Source organism: Enterobacter sp. Sphag1F, from assembly GCF_014193275.1.
GTDB classification, from domain to species: Bacteria; Pseudomonadota; Gammaproteobacteria; order Enterobacterales; family Enterobacteriaceae; genus Pantoea; species Pantoea symbiotica.
On the sequence record NZ_JACHZD010000002.1, the window covers coordinates 269,425 to 289,052 of the forward strand.

General features: G+C 52.5%; 22 protein-coding genes. 10 read left to right on the forward strand and 12 right to left on the reverse strand.

What is annotated here, in order from left to right; genetic code table 11:
* Nucleotides 1-7 precede the first annotated feature (7 nt).
* The 7 genes from cheA to otsB all read right to left on the reverse strand — a co-directional run bounded on the left by cheA (nt 8) and on the right by otsB (nt 8,260).
* Entirely contained in the window at nt 8-1,978 is a 1,971-nt protein-coding gene (gene cheA / locus FHW71_RS06710; RefSeq protein ID WP_179451784.1) for a chemotaxis protein CheA, read from the reverse strand.
* Between the two features lie 10 nt (nt 1,979-1,988).
* Nucleotides 1,989-3,020: a flagellar motor protein MotB gene (gene motB, locus FHW71_RS06715; RefSeq protein WP_154194782.1), complete on the reverse strand. Its 1,032-nt coding sequence runs from the start codon at nt 3,018-3,020 to the stop codon at nt 1,989-1,991.
* Nucleotides 3,017-3,904 (reverse strand): flagellar motor stator protein MotA, encoded by an 888-nt coding sequence (motA, locus tag FHW71_RS06720; protein WP_007891047.1) that lies wholly within the window; start codon nt 3,902-3,904, stop codon nt 3,017-3,019. The genes motB and motA overlap by 4 nt, the downstream gene beginning before the upstream one ends.
* Nucleotides 3,905-4,036: 132 nt before the next feature.
* Complete coding sequence (gene flhC / locus FHW71_RS06725) at nt 4,037-4,615, reverse strand: flagellar transcriptional regulator FlhC (protein WP_008102852.1); 579 nt, start codon at nt 4,613-4,615, stop codon at nt 4,037-4,039.
* Nucleotides 4,615-4,965: a flagellar transcriptional regulator FlhD gene (flhD, locus tag FHW71_RS06730; protein WP_008102850.1), complete on the reverse strand. Its 351-nt coding sequence runs from the start codon at nt 4,963-4,965 to the stop codon at nt 4,615-4,617. The genes flhC and flhD overlap by 1 nt, the downstream gene beginning before the upstream one ends.
* Nucleotides 4,966-6,035: 1,070 nt before the next feature.
* Nucleotides 6,036-7,475: an alpha,alpha-trehalose-phosphate synthase gene (gene otsA / locus FHW71_RS06735; protein ID WP_008102848.1), complete on the reverse strand. Its 1,440-nt coding sequence runs from the start codon at nt 7,473-7,475 to the stop codon at nt 6,036-6,038.
* On the reverse strand, nt 7,472-8,260 hold the full coding sequence (gene otsB / locus FHW71_RS06740) for a trehalose-phosphatase (protein WP_179451177.1): 789 nt from the start codon (nt 8,258-8,260) through the stop codon (nt 7,472-7,474). Before otsB ends, otsA begins: the two co-directional genes overlap by 4 nt.
* Before the next feature lie 539 nt (nt 8,261-8,799).
* Between otsB and FHW71_RS06745 the strand changes: the two genes are divergently transcribed.
* From FHW71_RS06745 to FHW71_RS06770, 6 genes are all read left to right on the forward strand, one after another.
* Entirely contained in the window at nt 8,800-9,090 is a 291-nt protein-coding gene (locus tag FHW71_RS06745; protein WP_061717562.1) for a hypothetical protein, read from the forward strand.
* Nucleotides 9,091-9,243: 153 nt separating this feature from the next.
* Entirely contained in the window at nt 9,244-9,927 is a 684-nt protein-coding gene (locus tag FHW71_RS06750) for an outer membrane beta-barrel protein (RefSeq protein ID WP_179451178.1), read from the forward strand.
* 205 nt (nt 9,928-10,132) lie between these two features.
* Nucleotides 10,133-11,284, forward strand: a complete 1,152-nt coding sequence (gene fucO / locus FHW71_RS06755) for a lactaldehyde reductase (RefSeq protein WP_179451179.1) — start codon at nt 10,133-10,135, stop codon at nt 11,282-11,284.
* 196 nt (nt 11,285-11,480) lie between these two features.
* On the forward strand, nt 11,481-11,678 hold the full coding sequence (locus FHW71_RS06760; RefSeq protein WP_008102837.1) for a hypothetical protein: 198 nt from the start codon (nt 11,481-11,483) through the stop codon (nt 11,676-11,678).
* Nucleotides 11,679-12,488 (forward strand): hypothetical protein, encoded by an 810-nt coding sequence (locus FHW71_RS06765; RefSeq protein ID WP_008102835.1) that lies wholly within the window; start codon nt 11,679-11,681, stop codon nt 12,486-12,488. It begins immediately after the preceding gene.
* A gap of 85 nt (nt 12,489-12,573) precedes the next feature.
* On the forward strand, nt 12,574-12,834 hold the full coding sequence (locus tag FHW71_RS06770) for a hypothetical protein (protein ID WP_154181509.1): 261 nt from the start codon (nt 12,574-12,576) through the stop codon (nt 12,832-12,834).
* Between the two features lie 35 nt (nt 12,835-12,869).
* On the opposite strand, the gene FHW71_RS06775 is transcribed toward FHW71_RS06770, so the two are convergent.
* The 4 genes from FHW71_RS06775 to FHW71_RS06790 form a co-directional block, all read right to left on the reverse strand.
* Nucleotides 12,870-13,136 (reverse strand): biofilm development regulator YmgB/AriR family protein, encoded by a 267-nt coding sequence (locus FHW71_RS06775; protein ID WP_008102831.1) that lies wholly within the window; start codon nt 13,134-13,136, stop codon nt 12,870-12,872.
* A 62-nt stretch (nt 13,137-13,198) separates the two neighbouring features.
* The gene (locus FHW71_RS06780; protein ID WP_179451180.1) at nt 13,199-13,489 is read right to left on the reverse strand and encodes a hypothetical protein; all 291 of its coding nucleotides are present in this window, start codon (nt 13,487-13,489) and stop codon (nt 13,199-13,201) included.
* Nucleotides 13,490-13,610: 121 nt separating this feature from the next.
* Nucleotides 13,611-13,856 (reverse strand): regulatory protein YcgZ, encoded by a 246-nt coding sequence (ycgZ, locus tag FHW71_RS06785; protein WP_007891089.1) that lies wholly within the window; start codon nt 13,854-13,856, stop codon nt 13,611-13,613.
* Between the two features lie 213 nt (nt 13,857-14,069).
* Nucleotides 14,070-14,348 (reverse strand): hypothetical protein, encoded by a 279-nt coding sequence (locus FHW71_RS06790; protein WP_179451181.1) that lies wholly within the window; start codon nt 14,346-14,348, stop codon nt 14,070-14,072.
* A 196-nt stretch (nt 14,349-14,544) separates the two neighbouring features.
* On the opposite strand from FHW71_RS06790, the gene FHW71_RS06795 reads away from it, so the two are divergent.
* From FHW71_RS06795 to FHW71_RS06810, 4 genes are all read left to right on the forward strand, one after another.
* On the forward strand, nt 14,545-15,057 hold the full coding sequence (locus FHW71_RS06795) for a GNAT family N-acetyltransferase (RefSeq protein ID WP_061716745.1): 513 nt from the start codon (nt 14,545-14,547) through the stop codon (nt 15,055-15,057).
* Between the two features lie 140 nt (nt 15,058-15,197).
* Nucleotides 15,198-15,620, forward strand: a complete 423-nt coding sequence (gene umuD, locus FHW71_RS06800; RefSeq protein WP_061716746.1) for a translesion error-prone DNA polymerase V autoproteolytic subunit — start codon at nt 15,198-15,200, stop codon at nt 15,618-15,620.
* Entirely contained in the window at nt 15,620-16,882 is a 1,263-nt protein-coding gene (gene umuC, locus FHW71_RS06805) for a translesion error-prone DNA polymerase V subunit UmuC (RefSeq protein WP_179451182.1), read from the forward strand. Before umuD ends, umuC begins: the two co-directional genes overlap by 1 nt.
* 725 nt (nt 16,883-17,607) lie before the next feature.
* Nucleotides 17,608-17,859, forward strand: a complete 252-nt coding sequence (locus FHW71_RS06810) for a hypothetical protein (protein WP_008102814.1) — start codon at nt 17,608-17,610, stop codon at nt 17,857-17,859.
* Nucleotides 17,860-17,867: 8 nt separating this feature from the next.
* Here FHW71_RS06810 and FHW71_RS06815 read toward each other — a convergent pair whose 3' ends face one another.
* Nucleotides 17,868-19,436 carry a sensor domain-containing diguanylate cyclase gene (locus FHW71_RS06815; RefSeq protein WP_179451183.1) on the reverse strand — a complete coding sequence of 523 codons (1,569 nt, stop codon included), beginning with the start codon at nt 19,434-19,436 and terminating at the stop codon, nt 17,868-17,870.
* Nucleotides 19,437-19,628 lie beyond the last annotated feature (192 nt).

Here is a 19,628-nt window from a genome sequence, read left to right on the forward strand (position 1 = left end):
TTATCTATTACGCTGCGGCACCGGCCACACGCTTTTCACGGTTCAACGATTGCAGTGCTGAGACATCCACAATCAGCGCCACGCTACCATCGCCCAAAATGGTGGCGGCAGAGATGCCCGGCACTTTGCGATAGTTGCTTTCAAGGTTTTTCACTACCACCTGATGCTGACCAATCAGCTGATCAACCAGCAGCGCATAGCGACGGCCTGCGCTTTGCAGAATCACCACGATGCCTTGGGTGGCGTCGGTTTTGGCGTTCTGCACCTCAAACACATTCCACAACTCCACCAGCGGCAGATATTCGCCACGCACTTCCAGCACGCGCTCGCCACCGGCCAGCGGTTTCAGCTCTTCGGCGGTTGGCTGCAGCGATTCCATCACTGCGTTGAGCGGCAGAATGAACACTTCGTTAGCCACGCGCACTGACATGCCGTCGAGGATCGCCAGCGTCAGCGGCAGCAGGATGCGAATGGTGGTGCCTTTGCCCTGCTTCGAGGAGATTTCGACGTGACCGCCCATCTCCTGAATATTACGTTTCACCACGTCCATGCCCACGCCACGGCCCGACACGTCGGTAACCTGCTCAGCGGTGGAGAAGCCCGGCGCGAAGATCAGCATGCCGACTTCTTCGTCGCTCATGCTGTCGCTCACCGGCAGACCAGACGACAGCGCTTTCGCCAGAATACGTTCGCGGTTCAGACCGGCACCGTCATCGATCACTTCGATGCAGATGTTGCCGCCCTGATGTTCCGCAGAGAGCGTCAGGTTGCCGACGGCGGTTTTATTCGCCGCCAGACGTTTTTCCGGGGTTTCGATGCCGTGATCGAGGCTGTTACGCACCAGATGCGTTAACGGATCGATGATGCGCTCAATCAGGCTCTTATCCAGTTCGGTCGAGCTGCCGAGCAGCGTCAGTTCCACTTCTTTGCCCAGCTTGCTGGCCAGATCGCGCACCAGACGCGGGAAGCGGCTGAAGACATACTCCATCGGCATCATACGAATCGACATCACCGATTCCTGCAGATCGCGGGCATTACGCTCCAGCTGACCCATGCTGTTCAGCAGGTCGCCGTGCGCCACCGGATCCAGCGCGCCGGAGCGTTGCGCCAGCATCGATTGGGTGATCACCAGTTCGCCAACCAGGTTAATCAGCTGGTCAACTTTCTCCACGGCCACGCGGATGCTGCTGGATTCGCTGCCTTTAGCCGGTGCGGCGGCACGCTTAGGTTCACGTTTCACCGCTGGCGTAATATCGGTCACGGTGGCGGTTTGCACCGCTTCGGCAGCCACTTCCGCTACCGGCGCTTCGGTAACTGCCGCTGCGCCTGTCGGGAAGTGAATCTGTGCTTCATCCAGCACAAAACAGAGCACCGCTACGATGTCATCTTTGCCGACGCCATCAATGGTGACTTCCAGCGAATTGGCGCCTTTCACCACGTTGCTGACGGTGCCAAGATTGCCGAGCTCTTCCAGCATCAGCTCCGGCTCTTTCTCTTTCAGGTCAACCAGTTGCAGGCGCAGACCGCTGGCGACAACGGCTGCAGCAATCTCAACCACTTCGGCCACTTTCGGTACTTCAGGCGCAATGCCTTTCGCTTCCAGTGCCAGCTGACGCAGCGCTTCGCAGATGTATTTAAAGCTTTCTGCATTCGGCTCCTGCGCCGTTTTATAGGCATCGAGCTGTTCTTGCATAATATCTTTGGTTTCCAAAAACAGGTTGATGATATCGGTGCTGAGCTGCATCTCGCCGCGGCGCGCACCATCCAGAATGTTTTCCAGGATGTGGGTGGTTTCCTGTAAAACCGTAAAGCCAAACGTACCGGCTCCGCCCTTGATGGAGTGGGCGGCGCGGAAGATGGCATTCAACTGCTCGGAATCGGGCTCCTGGGGATCAAGTCCCAACAGGTGTTGCTCCATATCCGCTAACAGCTCATCGGCTTCATCGAAAAACGTCTGGTAAAAATCGCTGATGTCCATGCTCACGGGATCACCTCGGCTGTGAGGGTTGGTCTGGTGTCACCGCGCTCGCCGCGGGCGTCGCCGCTGCCGCAGGTGCCGTTGCAGCAGCCGGCGCAGCCGGTGTCGCAGTGGAACCTGTTGGGGCAGTCGACGCAGCCGGTACAGCGGGTGCGGTAATGTCGGGAATAATTTGCGCCGGGTCGCTTACCTGAACGGCATCGCTCTCGGCATTCTCTTTTTCAATCGCCGCTTCGGTGTCGTGATTCAACACCAGCAGGCTAATGCGGCGGTTGACTGCATCATTAGCACCACGGTTTTTCAGCTTCATGGTGTCGGCCATACCGACCACACGCAGCATTTTGGCGCCGTCGAGGCCACCAATCACCAGCTCGCGCCGTGAGGCATTGGCACGATCCGCCGACAGTTCCCAGTTGCTGTAGCCACGGTCGCCGTTGGCATACTGGAAATCATCGGTGTGACCCGCGAGGCTGATTTTGTTCGGGATATCATTCAGTACCGGCGCGATAGTGCGCAGGATGTCGCGCATATAAGGCTCCACGTCCGCGCTGCCGGTTTTAAACATCGGGCGGTTCTGGCTATCGATAATCTGAATGCGCAGTCCCTCTTCCACCATGTTGATAATCAGGTGCGGACGCAGCGCTTTCAGACGCGGATCGGCTTCAATCAGCTGGTCGAGCTTTTCACGCAGGCGATTCAGGCGGATCTCCTCCAGCTTCTTCTTCTGCGCATCCATATCGACAATCTTCTTTACTTCACCCTTTTGCTGCGTTGGATCGTCGCCGCCGCCGGGGATCGGGCTTTCGCTGTCGCTGCTGCGCTGACCGCCGGTTAACGCCACTTTCAACGGCGTTTTGAAGTATTCCGCAATTTGGACCAACTCTTTGGGGCTGGAGATGGAGAGCAACCACATCACCATAAAGAACGCCATCATCGCCGTCATAAAGTCGGCATAGGCAATCTTCCACGAACCGTGGCTCCCATGGTGACCTTTATGTTTGCGCTTTTTAACCAGCACAATGGGGCGATTGCCTGCTTTCATGAATTCTCATCCGAAGTTTGTTTCGCCGGGTTCTTGGCGTTACGCACGTGCTCTTCCAACTCTGAGAACGATGGACGCTCGGCGGAGTACAGCGTTTTACGCCCAAATTCCACGGCGATTTGCGGCGCGTAACCATTGAGGCTGGAGAGCAACGTCACCTTCACGCACTGCATCATCTTGGTGGTTTCGGCACATTTCTGACGCAGCACCGACGCCAGCGGAGAAATAAAGCCGTAAGCCAGCAAAATTCCGAGGAAGGTACCGACCATCGCGTGGGCCACTAACGCACCCAGTTCGGCCGCCGGACGGTCGGCTGATGCCAGTGCGTGCACCACGCCCATTACCGCCGCGACAATACCGAAAGCCGGTAAGCCATCACCCACCGCCGATATACTTTGCGCTGGTACTTCGCACTCGTGCTCGTAGGTCTCGATCTCTTCATCCATCAATGCTTCGATTTCGAAGGCGTTCATATTTCCGCTGACCATTAAACGCAAATAATCGGTAATAAAATCGACTAACTGTTTATCGGACAAAATACGCGGATAGTTAGCGAAAATTTCACTCTGGCTGGGATCTTCAATGTCACGTTCTAATGACAACATGCCTTGCTGACGCGATTTCGCCATCAGGCGATACAGCAGCGCCATTAAATCCATGTATACCGCTTTGTTATATTTCGAGCCGCGCATTAACAATGGCAGCGCTTTTAATGTTTTCTTAATCGATTTGCCATTATTGCCGACTAAAAAAGCACCAATACCGGCACCGCCGATAATGATCAGCTCCGCCGGTTGATATAGCGCGCCTAAATGTCCGCCGACCATCGCGTAGCCGCCCAACACGGAGCCGACGACCACGATATAACCCAGAATTATCAGCACAAAAAATCCTTACGTCCGTAACGTGTTGATGGAAGTTAAGCCAGAGAGCCGCAGGTGTTATTCGTTTATCGCAGGCAAAAAAAAAGCAGCGGTATTAACCGCTGCTGGATGTTTTCCACGATGCGAACAAACTTAAACGGCGCGTTTAACCTGTTCATCCAGCAGTTGTGGAAAGGTATCGGCAGAATCTGCAGAAAGTTTACGTCTTTTTACGGCACGTGATGGCGGCTGGCACAGGCTGCAGACAAAGCTGCCAACGGGCTGGTGCGCGTGGTTAATAAAGCTTCCACCACAGCACTTACAGTCAGAAAGTTCCAGCATGCCGCTTTCAACGAATCGCACCAGGGTCCATGCACGCGTTAGCGCCAACAGCGGGCCCTCGTCCGATTGCGGACACTGCTCAAGATACAAGCGATAAGCTTTGATTACCGCTTCAACGCCACTGTTCAAGCCGGTTTTCAGCAGGAACTGCCAGGCGTTACAGAACATAGAAGAGTGGATGTTTTGTTCCCAGGTCATGAACCAATCAGTAGAGAATGGCAGCATGCCTTTCGGTGGTGGAGCACCACGCAGTTCTTTATACAGTTTAATCAGGCGACCACGGCTCAGCTGCGTTTCACTCTCCAGCATTTGCAGTCGTGCGCCCAACGTAATCAGCTCCATTGCCAGCTGAATATCGCGCGCTTCCTGAACAATACTTTTTTCGGTCATTAAACTGCCCTCTTCTTCGCGGAGACGTCATCTTTAGACGCATTCCGCAGCAGGCGGCTGGATAATAAAATACCGGTGTGGATTTGCTGCAAGTCATCCACGCGTGACTCTTGAGTCAGACGATTAATATGGTTGTGATCGGTAAAACGGAACTGGCAAACCAGTTGATTGGTTTCCGCTAATTTTACCATTTCAGGTAAGGTTAATTGCGACAATGCATCAGCCATCGATTCATCGATGCCTAAACGAAACATTGCTGAAGCTTTTTCCTGGTTAATTAAACGCTGAGCAAGAAGCAAATATGACAGATTGATGTCATATATATGTTTTAGTAATTCTGATGTACCCATTTTTTTCCATCCTGATAGACGCGACACATATACGGCCACAGAATTAAATTGTTCTATGGTTCGGGCTGCTGGTTGGTAAATCTAAAGATGGCAAAAAATAATCAGGCTTGAGCCAACGCGTACCTAACTGTTTCACTTCCCGTCAGGACACTGATCAGTAGTAATCAAAACTCCAGGCCATTCTTTGCTTGAGTAGTAACCATCTTCCGTGACGTCTGCTTACAGTTTTTTAAGACTAATCTGAAAACAAGGCAAATCTATATCGTCTGATTTCGACATACAACGTGAGTGGCGCGAAATTTTAGATAAAGTGTGATCTGCGTCACACTTTTAAGGCAAATTTTTTCGCTAACCCTTCAGCATCGCTTTTCTGTTGTCTGTTTTTTGCGCGATTTCTGATTATTTCTTTAATATTTTGCTGAAGTAAGGCGGATTTTAGGCTCTGCGGAAGATTGTCATTACCACACGATCAGATATCTGTTTTGTTGGAATTAGAGTGCTATAACGCGCCATATAAAGAATTATATGCAGCATAATACTCTGAATTAGCGCGAAACTATTCGCTTCTAAATTAATCACTTACAGGGAATATTGCCCATGTGCCGTAAAGCGAGACGCTAGCGAAGCGTGAAGACTGGGCGTAGAGCGCCTGGGAACTGTCAATGGATTGTAGGGAGTGTTTAGCGCACGGCAGGGGATGTAACAGAGCGTTACATTAGAGAAATGAATGAATCGGTGTTTTTTCGGTTTGCTACGCGATTACTATCGGCGTACCACCTGAGATCTTTAGGGTTGAGATGAAAAAAAGCTTTTTTGGCCTTTCGATTGCGTGCTTTTTAACCAAAATGTGCGCTTTTTGCTGATGAGTCAGCGCATTAGCGCTTAAAGAAATGAAATCGATTTCGTGAAGTTAGGATGGCGCGTGAAAACGCTGTGCAGTGAAGCAGAAATGCGGTGGCGATCGGTGGCGTAATGGCGGGAAGTTTTTTGGTGAGGAGATTGTCATTGATGGCTGGGAGTTTTTGGAAAAAAGGTCGCCATTAATGGCGACCCTACTTGTTGAGTGCGCGTTACGCTAATTTCGGAAAGGTAGCGACTTTATTTGCCGTGCCGTGATCGTCACTGCGTACCGGCAATGTATTTAAATCTTTCAGGAAGCTTTCGCGCCAGTGCGAAATATCCTGTTTGCGCAACACCGCCATCATGTCGTTATAACGCGAAATACGTTCGGTACGCGGCATGGTCAACGCGCGGTCCAGCGCCGCCGCCACCTCATCACGATCGTATGGATTGACGATCAGCGCCGACGTCAGCTCATTGGCCGCACCGGCAAAGCGTGACAATACCAGCACGCCAGGATTATCCGGGTCCTGCGCCGCCACATACTCTTTCGCCACCAGATTCATGCCGTCACGCAGTGGCGTAATCAAGCCCACGTTGGTGAGACGGAAGATCTTCATTAACAGGCGGCGATCAAAGTGCTGATTGAGGTAATAGAGCGGCGTCCAGCCCAAGGTGCCGTATTTACCGTTGATGCGCCCCGCTTCCGTTTCCAGCTGGTGACGGATGTCCTGATAAGCCTGCACGTCGCCGCGCGAGGTGGGCGCAATTTGCGAGTAGCGAACATTGCCGCGATGCTGCGGGAAGTTGGCCAGCAAGGCTTCAAAGGCGAGGAAACGCTCCGGCAACCCTTTGGAGTAATCCAGACGCTCGCAGGCGATGATGTTCTGCAGATCGCCCAGATCACGTTTCATCGCCGCCATTTTCGGTGGCAACGGCCCTTCCGCCATCTCTTTAATGGTGTCCGGCTCAATACCAATCGGATAGACCTCGGTCATAAAGGTGTTGCCGAAGGCGCGATGCTTCTTCTCTCCTTTATTCTGCAGCTGCGTCAGCTGGCTCAGGCTATCGAGGAAGGCAACGCGGTCGGATTCTGTCTGGAAACCCAGCAGATCGTAGTCGCACAGCATCTCCAGCAGTTCCTGATGCGGCGGCAACGCGTTGAAGATCTCAGGCGTTGGGAACGGGATATGCAGAAAGAATCCGATGCGGTTATTAATGCCCTGTTTGCGCAGCTCGGCGGCAAACGGCAGCAGATGGTAATCGTGGATCCACAGAATATCGTCAGGCTTGAGCAGCGGTTTAAGGCGCTGCGCCAGCAAGGTGTTGACGCGGCAATAGCCATCCCAGGCTTCGCGCTGATACTGCACCAGATCGAGACGATAGTGGAAAGCCGGCCAAATCACGGTATTGGAGAACTGGAGATAATATTGATCGTAATCGTTTTGATTCAGCGGCAGTGACGCGTAGGTAATGCCGTCTTTTTCGATCTGCGAAAGTTCTTCATCTTCCTCTTCGCCCGAGAATTCGCTGATCTCTCCGTTCCAGCCAAACCATAATCCTCCGGTATCTCGCAGAGCATCCAAAATACCGACAGCAAGCCCGCCTGCGCTGGCCTTGCTACCATCGGGAATCGCGATACGGTTAGATACGACGACTAAACGACTCATAACCTAAACTCCTTACCCACATTGTCATGTTCTAGTTGTAATAATAGTTGTTCAAGCCAGTGCCATACGGCCTCAACGCTGTCGAGGCGATAGCGTGCATGGCTGGCCCCTTCACCGACTTTGACAGAAATGCCCTGCATGGCGTTGACCGCGAGGAATCCTTTTTCGTCTGTCAGGTCGTCTCCCACAAATACCGGAATGCGTCCGGCAAAGGGCGCTTCCTGCATAAATTCACGCACGGCGGCACCTTTATCGATGCCTTGCGGCTTCAGTTCCACCACGCATTTGCCTGGCTGCAGCGCCAGCTCGGGAAAGCGCGCAACGGCGTCTTCGGCCAGCTTCATGATGGCGTTTTCATACTGCGGCGCATTGCGGTAGTGCAGCGCAAACGCCATGCCTTTCACTTCTAAAAGCGTATTCGGCCATTGATCCAGCGTCTGCTGCAGTTCGGTTTGCAGCGTTTGCGCAACATCGCCCGGCAAGCTGTGGCGATGTACGCGGCCCGCCGCATCGCGGCGTTCTGCACCGTGCACACCAGCGGCTGGCGCTTCGAGCGGTGCCACTAAGGCGTCGAGTTGCGCAATCGGACGTCCGGAAACCAGCGCGACTGCGCCGTGGCTGAGATTGGAAATTTGTTGCAGGAGCTGGCGTACCGAGGCGGGAATGGAGACCGACTCGGGCTGCGACTGAATCGCTGCCAGCGTGCCGTCGACATCAAAAAAGAAGGCATAAAGTCCGCCACTTAACGACGGCAAGGTGCTGTTCTGATTAACCGCGGGGGTCACGACTCTTCTCCTGTCTTGTGGAATTTACCATCACAGGATGTTCGGAAGCTGGCTGGGCGATCGAGGCGGTTACAACCGCAGAAGTGTGTGCGAGGAGGTTTTGCAGATAACACGGAATTTCGATAGATAACTCTCCACAAACAAACATCATTTGAACTCACTCGCCAGGCTGACTGCGAACATCGTCAGCTTTAAGTGTAGACGCAGATCACGATATTGCCAGATTCATGCGGCTTCGCTATAGGATAAGTGGCAGTTTTAGGGGTTATGCCGCAAAAGAATCGCCTCACGGGTTTTTCATACGCTTCGCTTATTTCTGGCAGTATTACGCCCTTCTCCCGCCTTAATTCCCGGATTATGCCGACTTGCATCCGCCGCGCGGATTATCATATGGTGCGTTTACCGTGCGGCTACAGCGCGGAGATAGAGCCCTGAACCGCATAGATCACGGCTTTTAGATGAATTCAGGCAGGAATCCAGATGATGGAAAACCGATCGACATCACATTTTTCATATGTCATGGCGGGTGAACGACGATGATCCCGCAGAGCTATAGCCAACGCGTTCACTTCTATTACTGCATTCTGGTCGCCCTGAAAATCAACGCCAAAACTAAGAAGTCTGGCGGTGTGCGCGGCAAGAATAACTTCCTGCTGAAATGGCTGCGTAATGCGCAGAACAACACCATTTTCCCGCCGGATATAACCAGCGAGATTGAGTGGCTGCGCGCCAAGATCATCAGCTCCGGGCCCGACACCGATTTGGAACCGATGCTGCAATACGTCTACGACACCGCAAAGCGTGCCGAGACCCTGCGTTTAGGTTCGTGATTGTTGCGCCGGTTTTCCGGCGCGCTGCCTGCGTAGTTCTACCTAATCCCCTGCGTATTCAACCGCATTTTTTCCCGCCTGAGCATTACCTATGATTCGTCATCAGGAACAGTCGCGTTCCTCCTTTCCACCTGACGAAGAGAATGGATTCAGATGAAATTAAAACAACTATGCTGCGCTCTGCCCTTGATGATCATCGCCGGTTCGGCCGTGGCAGCGGATGTGAATCAAGGCTATTACGCTTCGGCGAAATATCTGCAAAACCAACAGAATGCCAAAGAGATGAACACCAGCGCGCGTCCGGGCGTGGGCCAGTTTGTTGCGGGTAACGAGAAGGCGCATCAGGCCACTGCCGCGCTGGCGCTCGGTTATCAATGGGGCAACGGCTGGCGCACCGAAGGTGAATACACCTTTGGTCAAAGCGCGGAGTTCACCAGCGGTTCATCCACCTTCGCCACCAGCTACAACCATCTGCAAACCGATGTGCAGCGCCTGATGTTCAACCTCTATCGTGATATCGAGCTCGGCTATAACGTTTCGCTGTACGGCACCGCTGGCGTGGGCGTGAGCAAAATCAAAGCGGGCGGCTGGCAAGGCGTGCCATCGCGTGAGTACGCCTCAAGCACGCAAAACAATCTCACCTACAGCATTGGTGCCGGCTTGAGTTACGCACCGATCGATCGCATCGCCATCGACGTCGGCTATCGCTACGTGGATATGGGCAAAATTGAGAGCGGCTATAACACCTTCGTCAATGCGCGTGGTTTGAAGGATGAGCAAATGAAAGCCCATCTGGTTGAGAACCAGTTTACGCTGGGCGCACGCTATTTGTTCTGATGCGTTAATTTCTCCCCTTCCCCTGATCTCGCGTTAGGGGAAGTTTGCCCGCAAAATTCCAGCCACCCGGAAACCACGTTTTTATTGAGAAATCTCAATACCTGCCCGCCGATTACCCCGTAGATCTAGATCAGGTTAAATCTTCTTATCTTGATGAATTTAATCGAAAAAACTTAAATCTGGCATCTACGTGAAGGTAATTAATATGATTAACAGAATGATCCTCAATGAGACCGCTTATTTCGGTGCGGGCGCGATTAATTCGATTGTCGATGAGATTCACAAGCGCGGTTTTACTAAAGCGTTGGTGGTCACCGACAAAGATTTGATCAAGTTTGCTGTCGCCACCCGCATTACCGATCTGCTGGCGCAGCACGACCTCAGTTTCGAAATCTATGATGAAGTGATTCCTAATCCCACCGTTGATGTGGTGCATGCGGGCGTCGATGCTTTTCGTCGTTCGGGTGCCGATTATCTGATCGCCGTGGGCGGCGGCTCGCCGCAGGATACCTGCAAAGCCATCGGCATGATGATTGCCAATCCCGAGTTCAGCGATGTGCGCATGCTGGAAGGCGGTGCTGCCACACGTAATCCTTCCGTACCGATCATTGCGGTACCGACTACTTCGGGTACCGCAGCGGAAGTGACCATCAATTACGTCATCACCGATGAAGAGAAGAAGCGCAAGTTCGTCTGCTACGACCCGCACGATATTCCGGCGATTGCCATCATCGATCCCGACATGATGGCCAGCATGCCCGCCAGCCTGAAAGCGGCGACCGGTGTAGATGCGCTGACCCACGCCATTGAAGGCTACATCACGCGCGGTGCGTGGGAGCTCACCGACATGTTCCATCTCAAGGCAATCGAAATTATTGGCCGCTCGCTGCGTGACTCGGTCAAAGGCGTGCCGGCGGGCGTTGCCGATATGGCGCTGGGTCAGTACATCGCCGGAATGGGCTTCTCGAATGTCGGATTAGGTCTGGTGCACGGTATGGCGCATCCGCTGGGCGCGTTTTATGGCACGCCGCACGGCATCGCCAATGCAGTCCTGCTGCCGCACATCATGGCGTTCAATGCTGAGCATACCGGCGAGAAGTACCGCGCTATCGCGCATGCGCTTGGCATGGAAGGTGCCTATGCCTGTTCATTAGCCGACGCACGTGCGCTGGCGATTGATGCGGTGATCACCCTGAACCACGATATCGGTATTCCGCTCAGACTGCGTGATATCGGCATGCAGGAGCAGGATGTGGATGCGCTCGCCGCCGCCGCCTTCGCTGATGTGTGTACGCCGGGCAATCCACGTGAGTGCAGCGTTGAAATGATTAGATCGCTTTATCGTGAACTGTTCTGATTAATGCTAAATAGGCGATGCTGAATGAACAGCATTGCCTGTTATTAGCCGCATCGGTTATTCCCGTTTTATCGCCAATTACGCTAGATCTATCGGCAGATTAATCTGGAAATTTTGCTTAATATTCGGTTATGAGGCGTTCTCTTTGCAGGATGTGCCATAGTTCATGTTGATATGAAATATAAAGGATCCTGCTATGTTTGGCTTTTTAACCTCTCTTTTTGGTAGTCCAGAATCATTAGTGCAAGTCATGACGCGCCAGGACATTCAGGAATCGATTGAGGAAGGTGACAGAATTATTATTGACGAAGATGGTAACGCTTCGGTTAATCCATTGAGCCCTGAAGTACAGCGCGATTTTGCCCATCATGTCAGCACATTAAAGGATATTTAAATGGGCACGGCGATATTTATGGTAATGATGGTATGCGGTTATTGGTATACTAGCCGCGACATGTCGAGCCGTTTGAAAATTAAGCGCTCTTTTGGCTGGGATGTCTATTTTCTTATTGCACTGTATGGCTGCATATTTGTACTGCAAGGCGTGTTGGCGACCGCCATTATCTGGCTAATTCTGCTGGCCGCATCCGGCGTGAACAATGCCTTTGCCCTGACTTCAGCAGAAAATGTGCACTGGAACGTCGATTTCATGACGTGGAGTTTTTTAGGCATTCAGGCGCCGGTAGTGCTGATGTTGGCCTTTGCCATTCTGTTCTGTATGTATCGCTCCAATTGGGCGGTGAGCGCCCGGCTCAACGCCGGTGGGCGCAAAGAGCTGTATCAGCGCCTTTCACGCTCCAACGGCATCGAACAGTTGCTGCTGCAGTGTATGGAAGAAGGCGAACTGGCGTGGGTTACGCTGAAATCGCGCCGTATCTATATCGGCATGATTCACGCGGCGACCTTTGAGTATGCCAATACCGCCAATATTGTGTTGATCCCGATGCTGAGCGGCTATCGCGATTCACGCACGTTAAATTTGGCAATTGAGCATAATTACAGCAAGTGGTACCACAATCACGACATCGATTTCTCTTCGTCACCGAAAAGTGCCCTTGAGTTTCGCAAAGTGATTATGGTGCATCAAATAGAAAGTTTGTCGCTGTTTGATCCGGCTAGCGCCAGCGCATTAGCCATGGATAAGCAAAGCGGTAATAAACGCAAATGGATCCGGAAGTCTGCGCCTAAACGCGACTATCCATAATTTAATAATCAAAGATGCTGGCTTAATTATTTATGTTGTACCGAGCCAGCAACACTCCATAATAAGTCAAAATAATAAGGTAATCATGATGGACTTTAAAAAGTTCGAGGCCACTCTTCAGCTGTGGGGGGATTTACACTTCACAGGAATAGAATTACAACAGCGTGATAATAAAAGCGAAATTTACGCCACCGGCACCAATAATCATACCCAGAGTCAACTTTATATTTGCACGCTTTCTACTGAGATTGCGTCACATATTCAGTTAAAACAGTTTCGCACCTGGTTACACAGAATTAACATTGGTAAAGCAAAACGCCGGTTGGCTCTGTTACGAAAGGAGTAATGAGATTGTCCCCGCATGGGGGACAGAAAGGAATATCAGGCGTCGTCAGGCGTATAGCCCACCACAATTTCCAGCGTTTTGCGCAGCACATCGGCTTCAGCATCACTTTCTGCGGTTTCCAGCGCCATAATCAGACAAAGAATAATCGATTTATTACTGACGCGCCCTTCCGTGGCCAGCACGTGGCGGATAACCCTATCCAATACGGCAGCTTCGTTTCTTAACGTACTGTCTGCATTGCGAAAATGCTCTGCCAACTCGGTATCAGGCAGTGCAGCATAGAGGTTGTGATTTTCCGACATGATTCCAGTCCCGTGATTGCGTGTGTGCCCGCATTGCTATGTCCTAAACGCGAGCCAATCGGTCAATGTTTACGATTGTTGCCAGACTGCTGGTTATGACCAAACAGCTGGAGAACGTTATCTCTTTGCGGCTGCTCTTCGCGCAGTTTTTTCCCCGCCGAAATGCTGTTGCGCACATCGGTGATGGCGGCAGTAATCGCCTTACGCTGTTCGTCATCGGTGCTCTGCTGTTTCATCAGCGTCAGCTGATCCATCAGCGCCTGAGTATTAACGGGGCCCGGCTGCTGCAGCAACGCCAGCGCGGCTTCGCCAATAATTTCATCGATTATTTTCTGCTGTTCACTTCTATTCATAACGAATCATTCATAACGAATCTCTGATCGCCGCTTCGCCCCGGTGCGGGGCGAAGCCAGTGTGGGAGCGTATTCAGAGTAAAATTTTAATACTTGTACAAGTTTGACGTCTGACAGGCTCTCAGCTTTCGCGTTCGAATAACAAGCCAATCAGTTGATGATAATGATGCTCTTCTTCGGCATTGGCGGCCAGTTCCAGTCTGCGCAGCAGCTTAGTGCAGAGCGATTTGCGGTTGAGATTACGGCCTTCGCGTAAGATTTCAACCACGATCTGACCCAATGTTTCCTGCTGCGATGGCAGCGACGCTTTGCTGAAGTAGTTGGCAATGGCCTCGACTGAACTCGGCGTGTATCCGTTCTGACGCATAATTGACCCCAATAATTAAAAAAGTTAGGTCATTTGACCTAAGTAAAGTTGTACAGATAGCAAAAAGCTGTACAAGGAGCTTACTCAAGTTAGCAGGCGGGATTTGTTGCAAAAAGTGCTAATAAAGGTGAATTAGGATAATTGGAAAGCTTTTGTTTCCAAATCCGTGCGCTCAGCGCCGAAAGTCATCGACGCGTGAGCCTGTTGGGCTAGTCAACTGTCGTCGGCATCGGCCGAAGGCATTCTGACGCTGCCTTCCTGACGACTCAACCCGCGCAACGCGGAATGGACGCGGTTATCGCTGCCCGCCGGTTGACGGTGCGTGAGCAGCCATTGCTGAGCCTGGCTAATGCGCTGCTGCTGTTGCGTGTTTTGCTCTTTTCTCGCCATGCACGCGAGTTCTGCCAGCAGTGAGGAGACGCTGACATCCTCACGACGTAGCAGTAACGCATAGGCCGCTTCGCCGATAATTTTAGGTTGCGAATCTGACATCTTCTACCTCCTGAGAATATGGGCTTACGCTTGCTTCTCACTACTCACTATAGATCATCAGCGTGGTGCCTTGTTAACAGAAAGCTCTGGTTATCTTGGGTTTTTGTTACTAACACGTTATGGTAACTGCCCTTCGGTGGCCTCTGCTCGCACCGACGATGTGATTAATAACAAGAATGAAGCAAGGAAATCTGGCATGGAGTTCACCATACGCAAAGCCAAGGCAGAGGATGCAGAGCTGCTGCACCTGCTGGGCCGCATGACCTACAGCGCGCATTTTAAACATATGTGGGTTTCCGCAGAAGAGCTGGATGCCTTTATCGACAAGGAATACGGTCTGGCGGAACTGAATAGCAGCTTGGCGGCGCCCAACGAGAGCTGGCTGATCGCCGAGACCGACAAGCCGATTGGCTTTGCCAAAGTCACCTGGAACACGCCGGTACCGGATTCCGGCATGAGCGGCGCGCTGCTGAATAAGCTGTATCTCAATCCGGAAGAAACCGGCAAAAACTACGGTCGCTGGATGTTCGAGAGCATCATCAATGAGGCGCGCGACAAGCGTGAAGGCTATCTGTGGCTGGAAGTGTTAGGCGATAACGTGCGTGCACGTAAATTCTATGAAGCCTTTGGTATGCAGCACATCAAAGACATTCCGTTTGTCACCGCTTCGCAGCAGAGCACGATGCAGATCATGGGAATGATGATTTAAGCGCAGCGGCAAGCCCTTTGGCACAAAATAAATTTCCTTTGTTGCCAACTGTTTTGCAAATCATTGCGGGTTCTGGCTTGATCAAACTGCCCAATCGACATTACTGTATACATATACAGTAATGATTTGAGATCGCAGCCATGCAGTTTTATCAACCCGCGGAAATCCGCGCCATTCTCGCCTTACCCTTGTTCATCAGCCGCGTGCCCTGCGGCTTCCCGTCCCCGGCGCAGGACTACGTTGAACAACGCATCGACCTCAACGACTTTTTAGTCGACCACCCCAGCTCAACCTACTTCATCCGAGTCAGCGGTGACTCAATGATCGACATCGGTATCAATGAAGGCGACATGCTGGTAGTGGACAGCTCGCTGAAACCCAAACACGGTGACATTGTGGTGGCGTCGCTTTCCGGCGAGTTCACTGTGAAACAGCTGATGCTGCAGCCTTACCTGCATCTCAAACCGATGAATGCTGCGCATGCGGTTATTGCTATTCCTGACGCCGATGAGTTCGAAGTCTTCGGTATCGTTAAACACGTGATTAAAACCATAGGCCGCTGATGTTTGCCCTGGTGGATGTGAACTCGTTTTATGCCAGCTGTGAAACGGTGTTTCGCCCGGATCTGCGTGGCAAACCGATTGTGGTGCTGTCGAATAACGACGGCTGCATTATCTCCCTGAGCAGAGAAGCCAAGGCGCTGGGCATCAAGATGGGCGCGCCCTACTTCAAACATCGCGAAGAGCTGATGCGCCATAAAGTGGTGGTGTTCTCGTCTAACTATGCGTTGTATGGCGATATGTCGCGCCGCGTGATGGAGACGCTGGCGCTGATATCCACGCGCGTGGATGAGTACTCCATCGACGAAGCCTTCGTTGACGTCACCGGCATCAACGCCTGCATGACGTTTGAACAGTTAGGCTGCGACATTCGCGACCGCATTTATCGGGACACCCATCTGCGCGTGGGTGTCGGCATTGCACCGACCAAAACCCTCGCCAAACTCGCCAACTGGGCGGCCAAACGCTGGACCAAAGCCGAGAACGTGATGGATCTCTCTTTGCCCCGCCGTCAGCGCGAGTTGATGAAACTCGTCAAGGTTGAAGAGGTGTGGGGCGTTGGCCGCCGCTTATCGAAAAAGCTCAACCTGATGGGGATTAACACCGCGCTGGAATTAGCGGAAACCCCAACCGCGCTGATCCGGAAACACTTCGGCGTGGTGCTGGAGCGCACGGTGCGTGAATTATGTGGCGAGTCTTGTCTGGCGTTTGAGGAGGTGATTCCCAACCGACAAAATATTCTCTGCTCACGCTCGTTTGGCGATCGTATTACCGAATATCAGGATATGCGCGAAGCCATCGCCAATTACGCCGCGCGCGCCGCAGAAAAGCTGCGCAGCGAGCGGCAATATTGTCGTCATATCGGTACGTTTATTCGCACTAGCCCGCACGATGCGCATCATCCTTATTACGCCAATGCGGCCAGTCAAACTTTGATTACGCCGACCGCTGACAGTCGCGATATTATTCAGGCCACGCTTAATTGTTTAGATCGTATCTGGGTTCCCGGTAAGCGTTATATGAAAGGCGGCGTGATGCTGGGCGATTTCTTTAGCGATGGCGTGGCGCAGCTTGATCTGTTTGCGGAATATCAGCCGCGTCATAATAGTGACCAACTGATGGCCCTGATCGATAAGATGAATGCTCACCAGCGCGGCGCGCTATGGTTTGCTGGCCAGGGGATTCAGAAACCCTGGTCGATGAAGCGCGAGATGCTGTCACCGGCGTACACCACGCGGCTGGCGGATCTGCCTGTGGCGAAGTAACCGCTTCACGCTTGAATTAGATGCATGCCAATGCGATATTCAGGCCCTGACACGGCCACAGCTAATCTGTTGCGGGCTCTGACACATCTGCTGCGTCACGGGCCGTCCTCGCGCCGCCAGCGCCTGAAACAAATGTGCCCTTTTCAATAACACGCACTGAAGTTTAAGCAGGCCGGGTGCGCTTTTGGGCAGGCAATCCGCAGCGCTGAACGCAGCGAGGATGTCAGGAGAGCCCGCAGGACGCGGGCGAAAGGCGGAGCCGGGACAGGGACGTCCCGTCTCCGCCGGTCCGTCAGGCAGACGAGCGAAGTGAAGGTACCGCGCTAGCGGCGCGAGGACCGCCGGACCAAAAGTGTCCCCGGTCAGCGCACTCGTCGTTGGTTTAACTGACAAGCATTACGCCAGTCAGCGCGGATAGTTTCTGAATTCATCCGTGGAGAGCGCTTCATAGATGACCAGAAGCCGAATGCATTCCGCGTCCTGCGCCTGGACGCCGCTGATATCACCTTTTTCAAACAACTTTTATAATCCCTTATGCTTCCAGCTTTATCGTACATTTCCCAACAAGAAGCAGCGCTGGTTTTTATTTTCACAGCGCATCGCAGACTCAAGCCCTTAGAGGATCTTCCGCTGGCGAAGTAACCGCTTCACGCTTGAATTACGCGCATGCCAATGCGATATTCAGGCCCTGACACAGCCACAGCTTAATAACATCCGGAGAACCTATGTCGAATGAAGAACGCGTAAACGAGCTGGAAGAAACGGTAAACCAGCTGCAGATTGAAGTCGCTGCCTTGCGCGAGTTAATGATTAAGCAGGTGGCGGTAAATAACATCACCTTCAAAGGGAAATATGATGAGGTGATTATTCAGCTGGCGAAAGAATATGAAGAGCGCGGCTTAGAGGACGAAAGGAATAGCCAGATGCACGAAGCGCTGCGTCAATATATAAAATACCAGCTGCCTGCCGTGGAATAAGCCCACGGTTATTTCTGCTCTTCTGGCAGCGAGGCGATATTCATGCCTTTCGCCCCATCACGCCCTTCACGCTTTGCCTGATACAAAGCATGATCGGCGTATTCCAGCAGTTTCACGGCGCTCACCGCCGCTGCCGTAACAGTGGTGGCGCAGCCGGCACTGAGCGTGACATGGCCAACGGGTGAGGCAACATGGGGAAGCTGCATCACCCTCACCGCTTCAACCACGCGGTTGGCAATGGTCATCCCTTCGCCAAATGTGGTATCCGGTAATATCAGCGCAAACTCCTCGCCGCCATAACGCGCGGCCATATCTGAACGTCTTCCGGTTGCAGACGCCAGAACCTCGCCAACCACTTTCAGGCATTTATCCCCGGCAATGTGACCATAAGTATCGTTGTAGTGTTTGAAGAAATCGATATCCATCATGATAAGCGAGAGCGGTTTGCCGCTTGCTGCCGCATTGGTTAACGCTTCACGCAGGAAACGATCAAATTCCCGGCGATTCGCCAGCCCGGTTAAGCCATCGACATGCGCGAGTTTGTTCAGCGTCAGGTTGGCGTTGTGCAGTTCGTCACGCAGCAGCGTCAGCTCCTGCTGATAGCGCAACACGCGGCGCGCCTGACGCAGCTGGAAGGTGCCGAGTAAAATGATGGTCAGCAGCAGAATGATGCTGAGCAGAATATCCTGCGCCCGCCCGTTGACCCACACGTGGAATAGATCGTCGCTGTTGTAGCCTGCGGCAACGATAATCGGATAGCGATCGGAACGGGCAAAACCAAAGATACGCGGTTGACCATCGAGCACCGATCGCCACTGCCCGCTGCCGCGATCCATTTTGGCCAGCATCTCCTGAAACAGCGGACTGGCCGAGAGATTCTTACCGATATAACTGTCTGGCATCGGACGCGCATAGAGCACGGTGCTATCGGCCAGCATTAACACCAGCACATCGCGTGCACCGATCTCGTAGTAGCTGTAGAAGCGGCGGAAAAAATCCACTTTGATAGTGGCCAGCAACACGCCCTTAAATCCACCGCTGGCATCACTGACGCGCAGGGAAACAGGGATCACCAAGTCGCCGGTGCTGCGGCTGGTGATCACCGGGCTAATATGCACGCTGTTACGATGGTTGCTGCGCTGAAAAGTGAAGTATTCACGATCGGAGTTATTAATATTGTTGGGCACGCGTTCAGCAGAGGTCGCGATCCACTTGCCCTCGGCATCGTAATAGAACAGTCCATGCAGTTGTGGCAGACGACGTTGCAGTTCGCGCATGGTGTTACTCAGGTCAGCACCCTGAATATGTGTTGCCAGCTGAAGCTGGAGATCACGCTGCATCTGCCGCAGCGACAGCTCCGTCTGCAGAAAGGTATCTTCAGCCTGGCGCGACTGCGACAGCGCCAGATTCATCGCCGTTTGCTGCGTTTGTCGCACGGTACCGAGCCAGTCTTCGCGCAGCGTCCAGATGCTCATCCCCACGACGGTAATAATTAAAAAGAGACCGGACAGCACAATACTTTGCTGCAAACCTGCGTCAGATGTCGTCCTGGGATCCATTTTTCTTTTTAACTGCATGTTGTCCTCTGTTTTCAAGCTACAACAGAGTTAAGCATGTAATTGATGCAGTGCGGGATGAGGCGGATATTTTTCGGACCATCGATAACTCATATGACCAGTAACGAGATATTACTGTAGTATAGCTTCACCACACAGAGTGGCTGCACTACGGCACGCGTTTACAACGAGATCATTCGGTAGTCATATCGA